The organism is Roseibium sp. MMSF_3544, from assembly GCF_030732845.1.
In the GTDB taxonomy this organism is placed as follows: domain Bacteria; phylum Pseudomonadota; class Alphaproteobacteria; order Rhizobiales; family Stappiaceae; genus Roseibium.
In genome coordinates this window covers 189,755-206,197 of record NZ_JASHKA010000002.1, presented here as the reverse complement: position 1 = coordinate 206,197, position 16,443 = coordinate 189,755, and the positions used below count along the sequence as shown (strand labels likewise).

At 57.6% G+C, this 16,443-nt stretch carries 14 protein-coding genes; 9 read left to right on the top strand and 5 right to left on the bottom strand.

The window, feature by feature from the left end; translation table 11 throughout:
- Positions 1-156: 156 nt before the first annotated feature.
- Positions 157-1,062 carry a thermonuclease family protein gene (locus RBB47_RS03650; protein ID WP_305984383.1) on the top strand — a complete coding sequence of 302 codons (906 nt, stop codon included), beginning with the start codon at positions 157-159 and terminating at the stop codon, positions 1,060-1,062.
- Positions 1,063-1,190: 128 nt separating this feature from the next.
- Positions 1,191-1,994: a pyrroline-5-carboxylate reductase gene (locus tag RBB47_RS03645; protein WP_305984382.1), complete on the top strand. Its 804-nt coding sequence runs from the start codon at positions 1,191-1,193 to the stop codon at positions 1,992-1,994.
- 173 nt (positions 1,995-2,167) lie between these two features.
- On the opposite strand, the gene RBB47_RS03640 is transcribed toward RBB47_RS03645, so the two are convergent.
- On the bottom strand, positions 2,168-3,826 hold the full coding sequence (locus tag RBB47_RS03640; RefSeq protein ID WP_305984381.1) for a lysine--tRNA ligase: 1,659 nt from the start codon (positions 3,824-3,826) through the stop codon (positions 2,168-2,170).
- A 212-nt stretch (positions 3,827-4,038) separates the two neighbouring features.
- Here RBB47_RS03640 and RBB47_RS03635 point away from each other — a divergent pair, with 212 nt between their 5' ends.
- Positions 4,039-4,452, top strand: a complete 414-nt coding sequence (locus RBB47_RS03635; protein WP_305984598.1) for a tellurite resistance TerB family protein — start codon at positions 4,039-4,041, stop codon at positions 4,450-4,452.
- 82 nt (positions 4,453-4,534) lie between these two features.
- On the opposite strand, the gene apaG is transcribed toward RBB47_RS03635, so the two are convergent.
- On the bottom strand, positions 4,535-4,936 hold the full coding sequence (gene apaG, locus RBB47_RS03630) for a Co2+/Mg2+ efflux protein ApaG (RefSeq protein WP_305984380.1): 402 nt from the start codon (positions 4,934-4,936) through the stop codon (positions 4,535-4,537).
- A gap of 149 nt (positions 4,937-5,085) precedes the next feature.
- Here apaG and RBB47_RS03625 point away from each other — a divergent pair, with 149 nt between their 5' ends.
- Positions 5,086-5,697 carry a CDP-alcohol phosphatidyltransferase family protein gene (locus RBB47_RS03625; RefSeq protein ID WP_305984379.1) on the top strand — a complete coding sequence of 204 codons (612 nt, stop codon included), beginning with the start codon at positions 5,086-5,088 and terminating at the stop codon, positions 5,695-5,697.
- Here RBB47_RS03625 and RBB47_RS03620 read toward each other — a convergent pair.
- Complete coding sequence (locus RBB47_RS03620; protein ID WP_305984378.1) at positions 5,694-6,467, bottom strand: Stf0 family sulfotransferase; 774 nt, start codon at positions 6,465-6,467, stop codon at positions 5,694-5,696. The genes RBB47_RS03625 and RBB47_RS03620 overlap by 4 nt on opposite strands.
- A 399-nt stretch (positions 6,468-6,866) precedes the next feature.
- On the opposite strand from RBB47_RS03620, the gene RBB47_RS03615 reads away from it, so the two are divergent.
- From RBB47_RS03615 to RBB47_RS03600, 4 genes are all read left to right on the top strand, one after another.
- Positions 6,867-8,588, top strand: coding sequence for an AMP-binding protein (locus RBB47_RS03615; protein WP_305984377.1), 1,722 nt, complete (start codon positions 6,867-6,869; stop codon positions 8,586-8,588).
- Positions 8,589-8,591: 3 nt separating this feature from the next.
- Positions 8,592-9,473, top strand: coding sequence for a bile acid:sodium symporter family protein (locus tag RBB47_RS03610; RefSeq protein ID WP_305984376.1), 882 nt, complete (start codon positions 8,592-8,594; stop codon positions 9,471-9,473).
- A gap of 234 nt (positions 9,474-9,707) precedes the next feature.
- The gene (locus RBB47_RS03605) at positions 9,708-10,826 is read left to right on the top strand and encodes a 2Fe-2S iron-sulfur cluster-binding protein (protein WP_305984375.1); all 1,119 of its coding nucleotides are present in this window, start codon (positions 9,708-9,710) and stop codon (positions 10,824-10,826) included.
- A complete protein-coding gene (locus tag RBB47_RS03600; protein ID WP_305984374.1) occupies positions 10,823-13,105 on the top strand; it encodes a mechanosensitive ion channel family protein in 2,283 nt (760 codons plus the stop codon). Before RBB47_RS03605 ends, RBB47_RS03600 begins: the two co-directional genes overlap by 4 nt.
- A gap of 78 nt (positions 13,106-13,183) precedes the next feature.
- Here RBB47_RS03600 and RBB47_RS03595 read toward each other — a convergent pair whose 3' ends face one another.
- Positions 13,184-14,116: a DMT family transporter gene (locus RBB47_RS03595; protein WP_305984373.1), complete on the bottom strand. Its 933-nt coding sequence runs from the start codon at positions 14,114-14,116 to the stop codon at positions 13,184-13,186.
- 104 nt (positions 14,117-14,220) lie between these two features.
- On the opposite strand from RBB47_RS03595, the gene RBB47_RS03590 reads away from it, so the two are divergent.
- A complete protein-coding gene (locus RBB47_RS03590) occupies positions 14,221-15,162 on the top strand; it encodes a LysR family transcriptional regulator (protein WP_305984372.1) in 942 nt (313 codons plus the stop codon).
- A gap of 64 nt (positions 15,163-15,226) precedes the next feature.
- Here the strand turns inward: RBB47_RS03590 and RBB47_RS03585 are convergent, their stop codons facing one another.
- Positions 15,227-16,426 (bottom strand): O-succinylhomoserine sulfhydrylase, encoded by a 1,200-nt coding sequence (locus RBB47_RS03585; RefSeq protein ID WP_305984371.1) that lies wholly within the window; start codon positions 16,424-16,426, stop codon positions 15,227-15,229.
- Between the last annotated feature and the right edge of the window lie 17 nt (positions 16,427-16,443).

Below are 16,443 nucleotides of genomic sequence, written 5' to 3'. Positions count from 1 at the left end.
TACTCACAGGTCTTTCGTCAAACAAGCGAAACGGTCCGACTTTCTCGGTGCATGACAATTTCACAATAAAAAAACCGATTGGCGTTACGTTAAGTGCTCGGATTTCGAGCAGCCGGTACGTATAATTCCGGCTGAGAAGAACAAAAGTGACTCGCGATGATGCTTCGGCCATTCCTGGTGCCTGCCATCCTGCTGACCGTTTCCGGCGGTGTCGTTGCATGGCTGCTGCTGGCAGAACCGCCCGAGATTCCTGAAAAACAGGTTGCCGGAGCGCTCAGGCCCGGCATTGCCGAGACTAGCGAGGACATTTCCCGTTCAGAGCCAAGTTCTCCTGAACCCCAGTCTCCCACTGAAGCGCCCTCTTCGGCTGCGCCCTTGCCGGATGACATTCGAAACGTTTCGCCGGACGGCGTTTCCTCACCCTTTGTCAGGGGGAACCTGAAGCGGATCGATCCTTCCGAGCGCTTTCAGGAATTGCTCAATCCGCCGGTCGAGGAGATCCCGGACGGACCGCTGCAATACAGGCGTGTTCAGGTGCTGGACGGCGGGAGGATCAAAGCGAAGCAGCTTGTGATCACGCTTGCCCATATCGAGCCGCTGAAGATCGACGAAATCTGTGTTGCCGAACAAGGTGGCGAATGGCCGTGCGGAGCCCGGGCGCGCACGTTTCTGCGTGGTTTGATAAGGCAGTTCAAGGTCTCGTGCGAGAAGGTTGCCGATGTTAGTCCACGGCAAATCGTGGCGACTTGCAAACGCGGCAAGATGGACCTGAGCAGCCGTCTCGTACGGTACGGATGGGCGGACCCCGCCCCCGATGCGCCCGAAAGCTTTGAGGAGTTTGCTCTCCTTGCCAAGGAGCGCAAGCTCGGCAAGTGGCGGGAAGTCTGGCAACATGCGCCGGTCCAGTCGGGTTGGGACAACGATCCGAATGCACCGCTTCCCGGTTTGGCCGACTTGGCGCCGGAAATTATCGACTGGAGCGAACAGGCGAACTCGAGCGATTTGAATCAGGAAAGCTTCGGATTTGAAGCGGAGCCCGCTGAAGACATTCCGCAGCAATAAGCTTTGGGCCGCCCATCGCGGTCCAAAGCGAATTATCTCAATTCGGCGCCCGCCTCTTCGTCGCACCGCCTCCAGATCGTGTCAAACGGATGAAGCGTAAGCCCTATCCAGATGAAGGGAGCGACTGCATGTCAGGTAATCTGAAGATCGGCATCATCGGTGGAACCGGCCAACTCGGCAGTGCCATCGCGACGGGCTGGCTTGAAGCAGGGTGCGTTGCCCCGGACGATCTCTGGATTTCAAACCGGTCCGGCACTGCATCCGGGTTCGATGCCTGGCCCGAAGTGAATTTTACGGCATCGAACCAGGAATTGGCGGATGTATGTGACGTCATTCTTCTTTCGGTCCCGCCCGCCCTGATCGGTACAATCGGCATAGTCGCGCCGGACAAGCTCGTCATCTCCGTGATGGCCGGCGTGTCGCGCGAACAGATCATGCAGCTGACCGGATCGAGCAGGGCCGTGCGCGCCATGTCGAGCCCTGCCGCACGATATCGACAGGCTTATTCGCCCTGGTTTGACGAAAGGACACTGAACAAGGCGGATCGCGATACCGTATGCGCCCTGCTATCGGCCATCGGTGCTTCGGACGAATTGCCGGACGAAAGCCAGATCGAAGTCTTCACAGTTGTGACCGGTCCGGTGCCGGGCTTTGCCGCCTTCTTTGCCGACTGCATGGTGCAATTCGCTGTTGCCAACAATGTCGACCCGGACGTCGCAGTTCGCGCGGCCAAGCAACTCATGACATCAAGCGCTTCCCTTATGTCCAGCCAGAACTTGCCGCCGAGCGCCTATGTTAAGGAAATGATCGACTATGGCGGCACGACGACTGCTGGCCTCGTCAAATTGCAGGAGTTGGGCGTCGCCGGCTTGTTTGGAGAAGGGCTGAAAGCCAGCCTGGAGAGGGTTCGAGCCATTGCGCCGGATGACTGACATGACGGCCAAATGGCAAGGACACCGTCTCAAAGCATCTGGGGCGTGATCTGGTGCCAGTGGCTCATCAAGCGAGACGGACCTGCGGTCCTCCTCACGATGACGACACTATTTCAGGTGATCCTTGATAAGAGGCAGAGAAATTACTCCGCCTCAAATCTTGCCCGACAGGCTTACGCAGACAGTTCGCCCGCAAGCGCCTTGCGGATCATCTCACGTGTTTCCGCGATGCCGTAAAGCGCCACGAACGATCCGAAGCGGGGTCCCTTTTCCTGACCCAGAAGGAGCTGGTAGAGCGCTGAGAACCAGGCGACGGAGACGCCCGGCCCGCCATCCGGACCTTTCTTGTTGGGGTCCTGATAGCGCTCGATTGCACGGGCAACGTCCAGAACGGCATCCTGGATCGACGCACCGTCCGCATCCACGGGCAGTTCGGCGAGCTTTGCGTCGAGCTGCTGCAAGGCAGCCCGCTCGACCTCATCCGGCACCTTGAAGGATTTCGTCGGCTTGACGAAGTCGTCGAAGTACCGGATTGCATACCCGACGAGAGCGTCCAATTCCGGATGCGTTTGGGCTGTGACACCGGGCGCATAGCGCGAAATGAACGCCCACAGAACATCCTTGTTCTCCGCGTTCGACGCCGACACCAGGTTCAAAAGCATGGCGAAAGGAACCGGCATGTCGATCTTCGGAATGTTTCCGGAGTGGATATGCCAGGCCGGGTTCTGAAGCTTTTGCTCCACCGGCATCTGCTTATACTTCTGAACAAAGGTGTAGTATTCGTCCACCGCCTTGGGGATGACGTCGAAATAGAGCTTCTTGGCAGTCTTGGGCTTCTGGAAATTATAGAGCGCAAGACTTTCCGGAGACGCGTAGGTCAGCCACTCGTCGATGGTCAGCCCGTTGCCCTTGGACTTTGAGATCTTCTCGCCCTTGTCATCCAGAAAGAGCTCGTAGACATAGTGCTCCGGTGCCTTACCGCCCAGAATGTTGCAGATCTTGTCGTAGATCGGCGCGTTGGACATGTGATCCTTGCCGAACATCTCGAAGTCGACATCAAGAGCCGCCCAACGCATCCCGAAGTCAGGCTTCCACTGCAGTTTCACATTGCCGCCGGTGACAGACAGCGTGATCTCTTCACCGGTCTCGTCGTCAAACGTGATGGTGCCGTCGGCCGGGTTCACGGACTTCATCGGCACATAAAGCACACGACCGGAGGTCGGTGAAATCGGCAGGAAGGGAGAATACGTCGCCTGGCGTTCCTCGCCGAGGGTCGGAAGCATCACGTCCATGATCTTCTGATACTTCTCGGTCGCCCGGATCAACACGTCATCGAATTTTCCGGACTTGTAGTATTCGGTCGCGCTGGCGAATTCGTAATCGAAACCGAATGTATCTAGAAACCGGCGCAGCATCGCGTTGTTATGCGCGGCGAAACTGTCATAGTCGCCGCCGAACGGGTTCGGTACTGCGCTCAACGGCATCTGAAGATAAGGTTCGAGCGCAGCCCGATCCGGAACGTTTTCCGGGATCTTGCGCATGCCGTCCATGTCGTCGGAAAAGCACAGGAGCCGCGTCGGGATCTTGTCCTCGGTGAGCAAACGGAAGGCCGTGCGCACCATCGTGGTGCGCAGCACTTCGCCGAAAGTTCCGATATGCGGCAGACCGGAGGGACCATAGCCCGTCTCGAACAGAACCGGCTTTTCCGCATCCTGCTTTTCGATCCGTTTGATCAGTTTCCGCGCTTCTTCGAACGGCCACGCTTTCGATTTCGCGGCCGCTTCGACAAAGTCTTGCGAAAGGTCAAGCGGAGGCAGGGATTGGTCGGTCATTTTCGGGTTTCATTCTGTTGTCTGGATGGAAACATCGCAATTCCGGCGGGCAGCTTGCACCCATGCCGCATGTTGCGGCGCGACACTAGAAAAGCGTGGCGCAAACGTCAATCAATTGTCGCCTTTGTGTGACTTGAAGCTTGACCCTCAACCCTATAAACCGGGCAGTCGATTAGCCCAAAAACCGGCGCAGTGGAGATTAAATAGTGTCTATCAATGAACCGATCAGTGTTCAGGAAGCCCTCATCTACATCATGGTGATCGTATCCGCGTCAGACAATGCAATGACAGACAAGGAACTGGCCACGATCGGTGACATGATCAAAATGCTGCCGGTCTTTGAAAGCTACGACGGCAACAGGATCATCCCGGCGGCCCAGCGCTGCGGGGACATTCTCCAGGAAGAAAACGGGTTGTCGCTGGTTCTGGAACTGGTTGGCGATGTTCTGCCGCCAAAGCTCTATGACACGGCATATGCGCTTGCGGTGGAAGTCGCAGCCGCAGACCTGCATGTTGAACAGGAAGAGTTGCGCATCCTGCAGATGCTCCGCGACCGCTTCAGCCTCGACAAACTGACCGTTGCCGCGATTGAACGCGGTGCGATCGCCCGTCACCGGACCGTCTGATCCGCAACGCCACCGATTGTCTGGGCGCGGATCGAATTCAAGTTCCGCGCTCACGGTGGCAATCCAAACGGGTTTGGTTCGGTCAGTTCAGGCTGCGGATCGCGTCGGGCAAGTCGAGTGAAAAGGCGGGAATGACGACGTTGAAGCGCGTACCGTCCGGGCGCTCCATCGCATAGGACCCCGCCATGATGCCATTGTCGGTCGAAAGCGGGCAGTGTGAGGAATACTCGAAGGTTTCCCCCGGCTCGATCACAGGTTGCTCGCCAACCACGCCGTCGCCGCTGACTTCTTCCTGGCGGCCAAGACCATCCGTGATTTGCCAATAGCGGGTCTTCAGCTGAACAGGTTCCTGGCCACCATTGTGGATCTCGACCATGTATGCCCAGATAAACTCGCTCTCTTCCGGCTTCGATTCATCGTCCAGATAGAACGGCTCGACGGAGACTTCGATCCCATGGGTCGTGGCGCTGTAACTGCCTGACACGGTAGTTCCTTTAAAATTTTCGCGGTTGGCCGCAACTTCAGGATGGGCTTATAGGGCGAATGACATAAGCGTGAAAGAGACTTACTTGTGATTTCCTGAAGGATTTTGCAATTACAGCGCTGTTTTGTCCAAGTCAGGGACCACATCACGTGTTCGACGCACGCATCCGACCGCTGATCGACCCGCCGCTGAACCGAATGGGGCAGTTGCTGGCCAATGCAGGCATTGGTCCCAATACGATAACCCTGACCGGGTTCGCGATCGGCTTGGGTGCCGCCGTTGCCATTGCGACAGGTTTTTTCCTGTTGGGTTTTGTTCTCATCGCACTCAACCGCCTGGCCGACGGGCTGGACGGTGCCGTCGCGCGGGTCACGAAAAAGACCGATCTCGGCGGCTATCTGGATATTACACTGGACTTCTTCTTCTACGGCGCCATCCCGCTTGCCTTTGCAATTCAGAACCCTGCTTCCAATGCCCTTCCCGCTGCGGCGCTGCTTTGCAGTTTCTACGCAAATGGATCTGCGTTTCTGGCCTTTGCAATCATGGCGGAACGGCGTGGCCTTACCACTGATCGGCAGGGCAAGAAATCGCTCTACTATCTCGGCGGCTTGGCGGAAGGCACGGAAACGATCGCGCTGTTCCTGCTGATGGCGCTTTTGCCGGCTTGGTTTCCGGTGCTTGCCTGGGCTTTTGCGGCGGTCTGTTTCGTTTCCGCAACCGCGCGCGTCCTGATCGGCGTCAAGTCCCTGGACAGGGACTAACCGGCTTTTTCATTCTGAAAACGTTCGATCCATTCGCTGTTGACCCTGTCCGACAACCGCGCGACAGGCAGGTCGATGTCCTCTGCGGACGCGGTGTCGAGGCCGAGATGGTTCAGGATCAGAGCAGTGACCGAGACAGGGTCATTCGACAGCGTGTCATAGCTTATCCGGAGCGGCGCAATCTTTTCCGCTTCGAACCATTCGTTCCATGCGCGGTCATTGTCTGTGAAGAGGTCGACATGCTCTTTGATGCGGTCCGCATCATACTGAGGCTCTTTCGGCGGCGCGAGCCTTTCCAGTTCCCGTCCGTCCGGTGCTTTGTGCCAGAGGCCCGTCTGGCTCGCCTTCACAAAGGATACCGCCTGCGCAATCTTGTCGGAGCGTGTCAGGTGAATGAACAACGGCTTTCCAAAAACGGCTTCTATCTGGGTGACCCTGGTGCGTTCCCCAGGACGCAGTTTTGCGAGCTGCTGGAAAAAGTAATCGAAGCTGCGCCTTTGGAGTCTCAAACCAAATATCCCGGTTCCGGCGGAGCCTTTTTCAAGTGCCGTTGAAAAGAGAGCTTCCAACCGGTCCCCTTCTGTCGCAAAGCGTCGGGTTTCCAGTCCCAGATAGGTCTGCCATGCATCGATGTCCGGCTCGTGAAAATACGATTTCGGATTGCCCGCTTGACCGGTTGCTGCAAGGAGCTTGCACAACAAGGTGCTGCCACTGCGCGGTGATGTGCAGATGACATAGGCTTTGTAGGCCGCTTCAGTTTGCACTTTCATATGTCAACCTGTTTTGAAGGCACACTTAAATTGGTTCGCCGCCTTAAAAGCCAATGATCAGAATCGGTTCCCGGACAAAGTTCGCGCTGCAGGCGAGCAGGAAAGTGCTGCTCGAAACGACTTTAAGTCAGTCTGTTTGGAACGATCTGACCAATCCGGGTCTTCACCTTTTGCTTTAAGAAGACTACACATCCGGATCTCAAGGTCTCTGGTCGAAAACGGACGGCGTCCTACGTAAAGCAGAGACAAGACAATCCAATGACGGCGCGTTCATGCCCAGCCGGATGACGGTGACGGCCACTGCCGCGGCTTTGTGCACCTTCCGTCGGCTGAACAGCGGCTTTTTCTTCTTTTCGAAGAGAGTGCCGCAGGACCGGAATCGGAAGCCAGGAGCAAGGCATGACATCAGATGAACGGCCGTGGACAGCATTTTACGGACCCGATGTTCGCGCCGATATCGACAAGGCTTCCTACCGTACGATCGGCGATCTGATCCGGTCCGTTTCCGACACCTACGGCGAGGCTCCCGCGTTCACAGCCTGTATGCCTAATGGCATGAACGGGACGTTGAGCTACGAACAGGTCAACGCGTTGTCGGACGCATTGGCGGTGTACCTGCGTGAGGTCGCGGGACTGAAACGAGGCGACCGGGTGGCGCTGCAGTTGCCGAACTGCCTTGCCTTTCCGGTTGCTGCTTTCGCGGTCTTCAAGGCAGGCTGTGTGCTCGTGAACGTCAACCCTCTCTACAAGGCCGAAGAGATGGCGCGCCAGTTCGAGGACGCCACTCCGAGCGCGCTTATCATCATCGACATGTTCGCCGACAAGATTCCGGAAGCAACCCGCAATCATCCGATCCCCAACATCATCGTCACACGGATTGCGGAATTTTTGCCAGTCCTGCCCCGCGGGATCATCGGGCTCGTCCAGAAATACTGGGACCGTACGGTTGCTCCCGTCGAAGTGCCCCATATTCGCTTGCCGGACGCACTTGAGGCTGGTCGCGCGCACCGCATCAAAGACCACATTGAGGTGGATACCTATCACCAGGACGTTCTGCCCGGGGACGTCGCCTGTCTTCAGTACACAGGTGGAACAACCGGCGTATCGAAGGGTGCGATGCTCACCCACGAGAATCTCATCATGAACATGGAGCAGACACTGGAAATGATCCCAGTGATCGAGCGCGGCAAGGAAGTCGCGCTGACAGCGCTGCCCATGTACCACATCTTCGCCTTCAACCTGAACCTGCTCGCCTTTTTCTGGCTCGGCGGCCGTAACATCCTGATCCCCAGTCCGCGCCCACTGTCTAACCTCAAACGAGCATTCGAAAACTACAAGATCACGTGGATGAGCGGGGTCAATACCCTGTTCAACGGGCTGAACAACGAATTGTGGTTTCGAGACAGTCCGCCAAAACACCTCAAGCTGGCCTCTGCCGGAGGCATGGCGCTGCAGGCGGAGGTGGCCAAGAGATGGCAAGGAATCACCGGCAAACCCGTCATTCAGGGTTACGGGCTGACCGAAACATCGCCGGTGCTCAGCTTCAATCCGGTGGGTAAATCACGCGACGGGTCGATCGGCGTGCCCCTCCCCTCTACATTCATGCGCTGCGTCAATGACGACGGCGCTCCCGTCGCGCCAGGCGAACCCGGTGAGATTGCGGTAAAGGGCCCACAGGTGATGGCGGGGTATTGGAACAGACCGGACCAAACGGAGGCCGTGTTCCGGGATGGCTGGCTTCTCACAGGCGATATCGGCGAGATGGATGCAGACGGCTACTTCTCCATCGTCGACCGAAAAAAGGACCTCGTGATTGTGTCGGGCTTCAATGTTTATCCGAATGAAATCGAAGACTGCCTGACCTCGCACCCGGGTATCTTCGAAGCCGCCGTTATCGGGGTTCCGGACGAAGCGACCGGAGAGGCCGTAAAGGCCTTCGTTGTCCTCACGGACACCAGCCTGACAGAAGCCGAGATGCGCGCCCACTGCAAGAACCACCTGACCGCCTACAAGGTGCCGAAAAGGATCGAGATCCGCACCGAGCTGCCCAAGTCGAATGTCGGCAAAATACTCAGAAAACTCCTGCGCGCCGAAAATGCTGGCGCCAACGCGGGGGAATAACCGATGGTCGGTCCCCTGGAGCAAGCACTTCTGGCTGCGATGATTTTCGTCATCATGCTGGGCATGGGTGCCTCGCTGACGCCGCGCGACTTCTACCTGGCGCTGCGGCGGCCTTACGGGCTCGGTATCGGCGTGTTCACGCAATTTGGTTTCATGCCGCTAATCGGCTTCCTCATGACGCTCGCGTTCGCCCTGCCGGAACCGGTCGCCATCGGGTTGCTGATTGTCTCCTGCATGCCGGGGGGAACGACCTCGAACATCTTTACCTATTTTTCCAAGGGCAATCTGGCGCTGTCGGTTCTCATGACCGTCACGTCCACGATCTTCGGTGTGGTTCTGATCCCGATTGTTCTGCTCGTCTATGCTTCCGCGCTTGATCTGACGATCCCGCGCGAGAACATCATTGCTACGCTGGTCATTTTGCTCGTACCGGTCGCCGTCGGGATGATCCTGCGCCGGCTTAACGCCAACGCCGGCGCCGTAACCGAATTCTTCGGTTCGGTCCTGGCGCTTGTTTTCATCGCATTCATCGCGATTTCCTGGATACCGCGTAACTGGCAATTCCTGATGACCACAGCACCGTCGACCTATTTTGTGGCGATCATGCTGGGCGTTTTCGGAATTGCGCTCGGGTATCTGTTTGCCCGCTCCATCCGGCTGCATCCAAGGAATGCACGCACCGTTGCCCTTGAGACCGGGATCCAGAATGCCCCGTTGGCGATTGCAATCATTGTGCTCACGTTCCCAAGCGACCAGCAGCAGCCGATCATGGCAGTCGGCGCGCTTTATTCGCTCTTCATCGTGATCACATCGACGCTCGTGACGCTGATCTTTCGCCGAGCAAACACCGCTGCAGAGCAAAAAATCACCGACAGCCTTCTCTAGGTAAGCTGCACGCACTGGCTTCAGTAGAAGCGTGGCACACTTCAAGTATTCAGTTGTTGCACTGACAAATTGTGGACGAAAGCAAATCAATCATTTTTGATGGAGCCGGGATCTACAATACGCTAACCATGGCAGAAGAAGAAAAGCGAGCGACCGGATAACTCGTTGCAACGTTCTGCTGTGTTCAAGGGTGCGGATCAGCTTGGCAACAACAATCATTGAGATGGAAGCAACATGATAAGCAGACTACGTATCATAAGCGGCCTGCTTTTGTTTGTGTTTGTGATTGGTCATTTGCTCACCCTTGCATTTGGACTGTACTCAATCTCCGCGATGGAAACTGCCGGGCGGTTCCTGATGGGGCCCTTCAGCAATCCGATCGGCGGACCAATCCTGATTGTGAGTTTTTTCGTACATGCTGCCCTGGGTCTATGGACAGTTTACTGGCGCAACAGCCTGTTTTCCAACTGGGCTGACACCGCACAGGCAGCACTGGGCCTGGCGATCGTTCCGCTGCTGCTGCCGCACATCATGGGCACCGTTGTCGGCCCGGCGATGACCGGTGTCCACACAAACTTTAAGTGGGTGCTCGCAGTTTACTGGATGTTCGTACCGCATCTGGGCATCCAGCAGGTCGTCGCCCTGATCGTCATCTGGGTGCATGCCTGCTACGGCCTCTTTCTGTGGATGCAGGTCCAAAAATGGTGGGGCCGATATGCCACTATTTCCTACCCGTTTGCGGTGATCGTGCCGGTAACCGCGCTGCTCGGTTTTGTCGAATCCGGCAAGATCCTGATTGCCAATAGAGGCGACCCGGAGTTCATGGCACCTGTCCGGGAAGCTGCCGCTGCCTACGGCACCGTTGGGGCGACCCTGAACAACATTCAGAGCCAGGTTCTGTGGTGGTATGCCGCCCTGATTGCAGCCGTTCTATTGGCCCGAGCAGTCCGCCTTTGGGGCAAGCGGCCAAAGATTACGGTCACCTACACGGACGGGCCGACCATTGAGCGGACCGCCGGCTTCAGTTTGCTCGAGACTGCGCAATCAATGGACACGGCTCACGCGGCGCTCTGCGGAGCAAGAGGGCGCTGCGGTTCGTGCGCCGTGCGTGTTTTGGAGGGCCACGAAAACCTCGCGCCTCCTGGTAAGACCGAAGCCGAGACGATCGCGCGCCGGTCACTTCCCGAGGGCGTCCGGCTCGCCTGTCAGGCAATGCCGACCGGAGGTCCAGTCACTGTCGAACGTCTATTTGCTCCCACAATATCTCCCGTGGAGTACCAGGAGCTGCTCCGGGGAGAGGACCCTCCAGCGCGTGATCCGGAGCCAGGCCTTGAGCGCGAGGAAATCGCATGATCAGATTGTTCTTTGCGCTGGTCTTTCTGGGGTTCCTGCACACATCAACACCCCTTTCTGCGCAAATGATGCTGCCAGGCGGCACAGCCACAGAGACCGCAGAAACACCAGCAGAACCCTCGCCTAACGATATCAAGGAGCTGGCGCGATTGCTGGCTGATCCGACAGTGGTCAACTGGCTGCAACAAAGGGCAGCAGGGCTCGGCGAGGATGGTGCATCCACCAATCTGACATTCCGTGAAAGCATCGAACTGGGCCTGATCCAGATCCAGGTGCGGGTACAGGAGGTTGGCGCGGCGCTGGTCCTTTTGCCGAACATCCCGTCCATTGTTTCCACGACCTGGCAAGAAGGGCTGACGCCAAGAGAACAGCTGAATTTTGTCGTCCTTCTGATCATCTTCGTTTTTGTCGGTGTCGGCCTGGAATGGCTTTACTGGCGATATGCAGGGTACCTTCGAAGGCGCATCGAACTGACCCGCTCGAACCGTTACATTGACAAGGTACGTTCGGCGCTCACGCGCCTTGCGCTTGTCTCAGGCGGCGCCGTGTTCTTCTCGCTCGGGACAATCGGGACCTTTGTCATTTTCGACTGGCCGCCGAACGCCGAAGAGTTCGTTCTAGAACTCCTGTTCGCGCTGGTCATGTTGCGTGTGGTGTCCGCCCTGGCGCTGTTCGCCCTGGCTCCCAGAATTGAAGCCTTGCGATTGGTGCCGCTGTCCAGGCAGGACGCAAGAGGCCTCTATCTCGGCGTCATGCTGGCATCGGCGGTCATGTTGTTCGGACATGGCCTTGCCGAAACAATCGTGGTGCTTGGGGCCGATGAACCGGCGGGTTTGACAATCGATATCATCGCGGCCGCCTTGACGACTGTCTTGGCAATCTTGCTGCTTTGGCTGATGCATACGCGCAGCGAACCCAAGCGCCTGTCAATCGCGGCGCCGGTCGTTGGGTCGCTGGTGCTGTTCATGCTCTTCATATTCTGGCTGATCGGAGCCTACAGCGCTGCCGGGACCCTTGCGGTGGTCGCCCTGCTTATTCCCACAGAGCGCCTGGTGCGCAAAACAATCGAGCAGGCCTTTGAAGAGAGCCGGGCCGAAGCACAGTCGGAGCAAGTCAGCGCCGACGAAACACTAGCGGCAGCGGAAGAAGCCGGAGCCGAGGCGGAAGCCGTCGTTGAGCCGGATGCCGCCGCCGAAGCTGAGGCACCCGGCGAGGCGGAACAGGAGGCTATCACCAATGCCGAGGCGATACACGGCGTCTATCTGCCGGTCGCCGTGCGGCTCGGCCGATTTGTGGTCGTGGTTGCCGCTGTCGTCTGTATCGGACTTTTCTGGGGCGTTCAGCCCTGGAACATGTCCGCCACCAATTCGACGCCAGCCCAAGTCGTCAGAGTTCTGATTGATATCATGGTGGCCTTCCTGATTGGTGATCTGATCTGGACCGCAACCAAGACGGCGATCGACCGGCGCATGGCGAGTATGCCCAAACTCGTGCCTGGCATGGCGCCCGGTCCGGAAGCCCGGATGGCAACCTTGCTGCCGCTTATCAAGAAGGTTGTCCTGGTGACAATCCTGGTGATGGTGGGCCTGATAGGGTTGTCGTCCATGGGCATCAACATTACTCCGCTCCTGGCGGGCGCGGGTGTCGTTGGCCTTGCGGTCGGCTTCGGCGCTCAGGCCCTGGTGAGGGATATCGTCTCCGGCGTCTTCTTCCTGATAGACGATGCATTTCGGGTCGGTGAATACATCGAGATGGGCGACATTCGCGGCACCGTGGAATCCATGTCAATTCGCTCCCTGCAATTGCGCCATCACAGGGGTGCGGTTCACACCATTCCTTTTGGAGAGCTCAAGTCGCTCACCAACTACAGTCGCGATTGGGTGATGATGAAGCTGGAGTTCCGGGTACCCTTCGACACGGACCTGAAACTCGCCAAGAAAATCGTCAAAAAAATCGACGCGGAATTGCAGGAAAATCCCGAATATGGCGGGAATTTCCTGCAACCTCTGAAGTTTCAGGGCGTCCGCCGCATGGAAGAGTTCAACATGGTGGTCGGTGTCAAGTTCATGACGAAGCCCGGCGGCCAATGGACCATCAGGCGCGACGCCTACCAACGCATTCGGGACGAATTCGAAAAGGCAGGGATCAACTTCGCCCAGCGGAACGTCAAGGTGGAAGTCGTGGGTGCGGACGAGCTTGACGAAGACACGAAAGAAAAAGCTGCAGCTGCCGCCATGGATGCGATTGAGCAGAACGTCGAAGGACAGGCGACGGGCTAGTCACTGTTCGGAGTTCGGGTGCCAAAATGTGTGCCGTGCGAACGCCAGGCGAAAGTTGCGCTGGCGAAAGACGACGCCTCATATTGCCCGCCGGCGTAGAACCAGCAGCCCTGCCGTGACAATCATCACCATGCCCGAAACGGATGCAAAATCAGGTGCAATTTCGAAGAAGACAATGTCCCAAACAGCAACAAAGACCAGGTAACTGTACTCGAATGTAGACACAATGGCAGGCGGCGCGATCTGATAGGCCCCGGCCAGCATCATGCCGATCACGATCGCAAGTCCTGCAAGCAACAGAAGCACAAGCCAATCCGTCAGGTCGACATCCGACCATTGGCCGAAGATATAGGGATAATCCTGGGCAAGACCGCCCTGTGGTCTCAGCCAGACCAGGAGCCCGCTGACGATCAGGCCAGCGGACAACATGACGATGGTCTGCGACAAGGCCAGGGCCGGAAGTGGCGTGTCCTGACACTTTGATCGTGTCGTGATGTGCGCCAATGCGTAAAAAGCGGCCCCGGCAACCGGAAGGATCGCCCAGGCGGAGAAGGCGTCCGTGCCGGGCTGCAACAAGACAATTACCCCGGCAAATCCAAGCAGCACACCCAGCAGTCCGTAGGGTCCAACAGCTTCCCTGATTACAAATGCCGAAAGCAACATCAAGAAGATCGGGGCAATGTAATTGGCAGCGCCAACGGTCGACAGGCTCAAAAACGGGATCGCAGCGTAAAACGCCAGGAAGGTGGTCGTGATAAACACCGACCGCAACAGCGGCCACTTTCCGAAGGCAGCGCGCAGGATGCCTTTGTGCGCCCCCCGCAGCCAAAGCACTGCCATCAGCATCGGCACCGCAAGAACACCGCGCAGGGCAAATATTTGCCAGAGGGTCAGTTCACTGCTGTGGAATTTGAAGACGACATCCTGGATCGAGATTGTGAGAGCTGTCGCGACGATCAGCAAAACACCTCCCGTGATGTTCTGCGGCCGGGTGTCCACGCTGCCCGTCAAAGCACTGCCCCTATTGAGGAATTCACGATTTGCAAGGAATACAGCAGCAGCATTGATTTGAATATGCGTTGTAAACTGAAGCTATTATTTGATATTCTCAAACAATGGAACGCATACCCACCCACGGCATTGAAGTCTTTCTGACCATCGTTCGCGAGGGTTCGATGCGCTCGGCAGCAACCGCCCTTGGTGTCGGAGCTTCCGCCGTAAGCCTGCAATTAAAGGCGCTTGAAGAACGGTTGGGTATTGAGCTGTTTTTCCGGACGACGCGCAGCGTTGAATTGACAGAAGCCGGAAGGGTCCTGTTCGAGGCTGCGGCCCCGGCGCATCGCGATCTGACCTATGCCTTCAAGAAAACCAAGGAGATGGCCCGGTCCACCACGGGGACCTTGCGGCTGAGCCTGTCACGAGGGGCCTATATCGCAGCCCTCGCCCCACACTTGAAAGATTTCCTGGCCGATAACCCCGGCATTAATCTGGAGTTGTCGTGGAACGAGGAACTGGTGGACATTAACCGCCAGGGCTTCCATTGCGGCATCCGCATGGGTGACGTGCTGAGCCAAGACATGATCGCCGTCCGCATTACCCCGCCGATCAAGTCCGCATTCTTTGCCGCTCCGTCCTATCTCCGCGCCCACGGCACACCCGTAAGGCCGCGTGATCTGCTTGGCCACCAGTGTGTTCGGCACAGGCACCCAACATCTGGCATGCTGCGGGAGTGGTGGGTTTCCGAGGACGGTCAAGACACGTGCATTGATCCGCCGGCACGGCTGATTTTCGATTCTGCGGCGGGTGTCATTCAGGCGGCGTGTGAGGGCCACGGCATTGGCTGGTCGATGAAGGCGACGATGCAGGAGCATCTCAAGACCGGAGAACTCGCGACGCTGCTTGAACCTTTTGCCAAGGACTTGCCGCCGTTCTATCTCTACTTTCCAGAGCAAAACAAACGGGTCGAGTGCCTCAGGCTGCTCGTCAATTTCTTGAAATCGCAGTCAAAAAGCAGCGTCGCACCTGACGCAGTTGCCGTCACCAATAGCTGCTCCTGAATGGGCAACACCACATGGTGCGCCCATTCCGCGACCGTTCCGCATCGAGATACCCGGCTTGTCCTCAGACTGCACTTAGCGCCTTTTCGACGTCCTCCAGAAGATCCTCCGGATCCTCGAGACCGACTGAGAGGCGCAGAATGCCATCGGTGATCCCAAGTTCCGCGCGCGCTTCCTCACCGATCGACTGGTGTGTCGTAGTCGCCGGATGGGTGATGAGGCTCTTTGCATCGCCCAGATTGTTGGAAATCCGGATGATTTCCAACGCATTGGTGAAACGGAATGCGGCCTCCTTGCCGCCTTCGATTTCGAGCGCCACCATTGTGGATCCGGCACGCATCTGCCGCCTGGCAAGCTCCGCCTGCGGGTGATCGTCCCGCCCGGGGTAGATCAGGCGGCTGACCTTGGACCGGCCGGCGAGGAAATCTGCAATCCGTCCGGCAGTATCGGTCTGGCGGGCAACGCGTATGGGAAGTGTTTCCAGCCCCTTCATAAGCACCCAGGCATTGAACGGGCTCATGTGCGGACCAGTATGCTTGACGAAAGGCATTACCTCTTCGGTGATCCATTCCTCATCCGAGAGCACCACCCCCCCAAGACACCGGCCCTGTCCGTCAATGTGCTTGGTTGCCGAATAGACAACCACGTCCGCGCCAAGCTGGAGCGGCGATTGGTAAAGCGGCGTTGCAAAAACGTTGTCGACGATCAGGCGCGCGCCTGCCGTCTTGGCAATGTCGGCAACAGCTGGAATATCAATCACTTCCAGCGTCGGATTGGTCGGGCTTTCCAGAAACAATGCGCGCGTGTTCGGTCGCACAGCAGCCTTCCACTGCTGGATATCGGTTCCGTCAACCAGCGTGCTTTCCACGCCGAAACGTGGCAGCAGGGTTTCACAGATATAGCGGCAAGAGCCGAAGAGCGCCTTGGCGGCAATCACGTGGTCACCAGCCTTGACCGACGCCATCAGCGCCAGATTGACAGCGGCCATGCCGCTGGCGGTTCCGCGGGCGGCTTCTGCGCCTTCCAGTGCCTTGATACGGTCCTCGAACATGGAGACGGTCGGATTTGCATACCGGGAATAGACGAAACCCGGGTCTTCGCCGTTGAAGCGCGCTTCTGCTGCTTCGGCGTTGTCGTAGACAAAGCCCTGGGTCAGATACATGGCCTCCGAGGTTTCACCAAAGGGCGAGCGCATGGTGCCGCCGTGAACCAGAGTTGTCGCAGGACGCCAGTTCTTGTTTCCGGTCTTGGTGGTCTCAGTCATCTTCTTCTTCGCTCCAA

Excerpts from the sequence above, each read along its gene's own strand:
- RBB47_RS03615 (WP_305984377.1), top strand. The coding sequence starts at position 6,867 with ATGACATCAGATGAACGGCCGTGGACAGCATTTTACGGACCCGATGTT.
- RBB47_RS03585 (WP_305984371.1), bottom strand. The coding sequence starts at position 16,426 with ATGACTGAGACCACCAAGACCGGAAACAAGAACTGGCGTCCTGCGACA.
- RBB47_RS03600 (WP_305984374.1), top strand. The coding sequence starts at position 10,823 with ATGATCAGATTGTTCTTTGCGCTGGTCTTTCTGGGGTTCCTGCACACA.
- RBB47_RS03645 (WP_305984382.1), top strand. The coding sequence starts at position 1,191 with ATGTCAGGTAATCTGAAGATCGGCATCATCGGTGGAACCGGCCAACTC.
- RBB47_RS03650 (WP_305984383.1), top strand. The coding sequence starts at position 157 with ATGATGCTTCGGCCATTCCTGGTGCCTGCCATCCTGCTGACCGTTTCC.
- RBB47_RS03590 (WP_305984372.1), top strand. The coding sequence starts at position 14,221 with ATGGAACGCATACCCACCCACGGCATTGAAGTCTTTCTGACCATCGTT.
- RBB47_RS03610 (WP_305984376.1), top strand. The coding sequence starts at position 8,592 with ATGGTCGGTCCCCTGGAGCAAGCACTTCTGGCTGCGATGATTTTCGTC.
- RBB47_RS03640 (WP_305984381.1), bottom strand. The coding sequence starts at position 3,826 with ATGACCGACCAATCCCTGCCTCCGCTTGACCTTTCGCAAGACTTTGTC.
- RBB47_RS03620 (WP_305984378.1), bottom strand. The coding sequence starts at position 6,467 with ATGAAAGTGCAAACTGAAGCGGCCTACAAAGCCTATGTCATCTGCACA.
- RBB47_RS03605 (WP_305984375.1), top strand. The coding sequence starts at position 9,708 with ATGATAAGCAGACTACGTATCATAAGCGGCCTGCTTTTGTTTGTGTTT.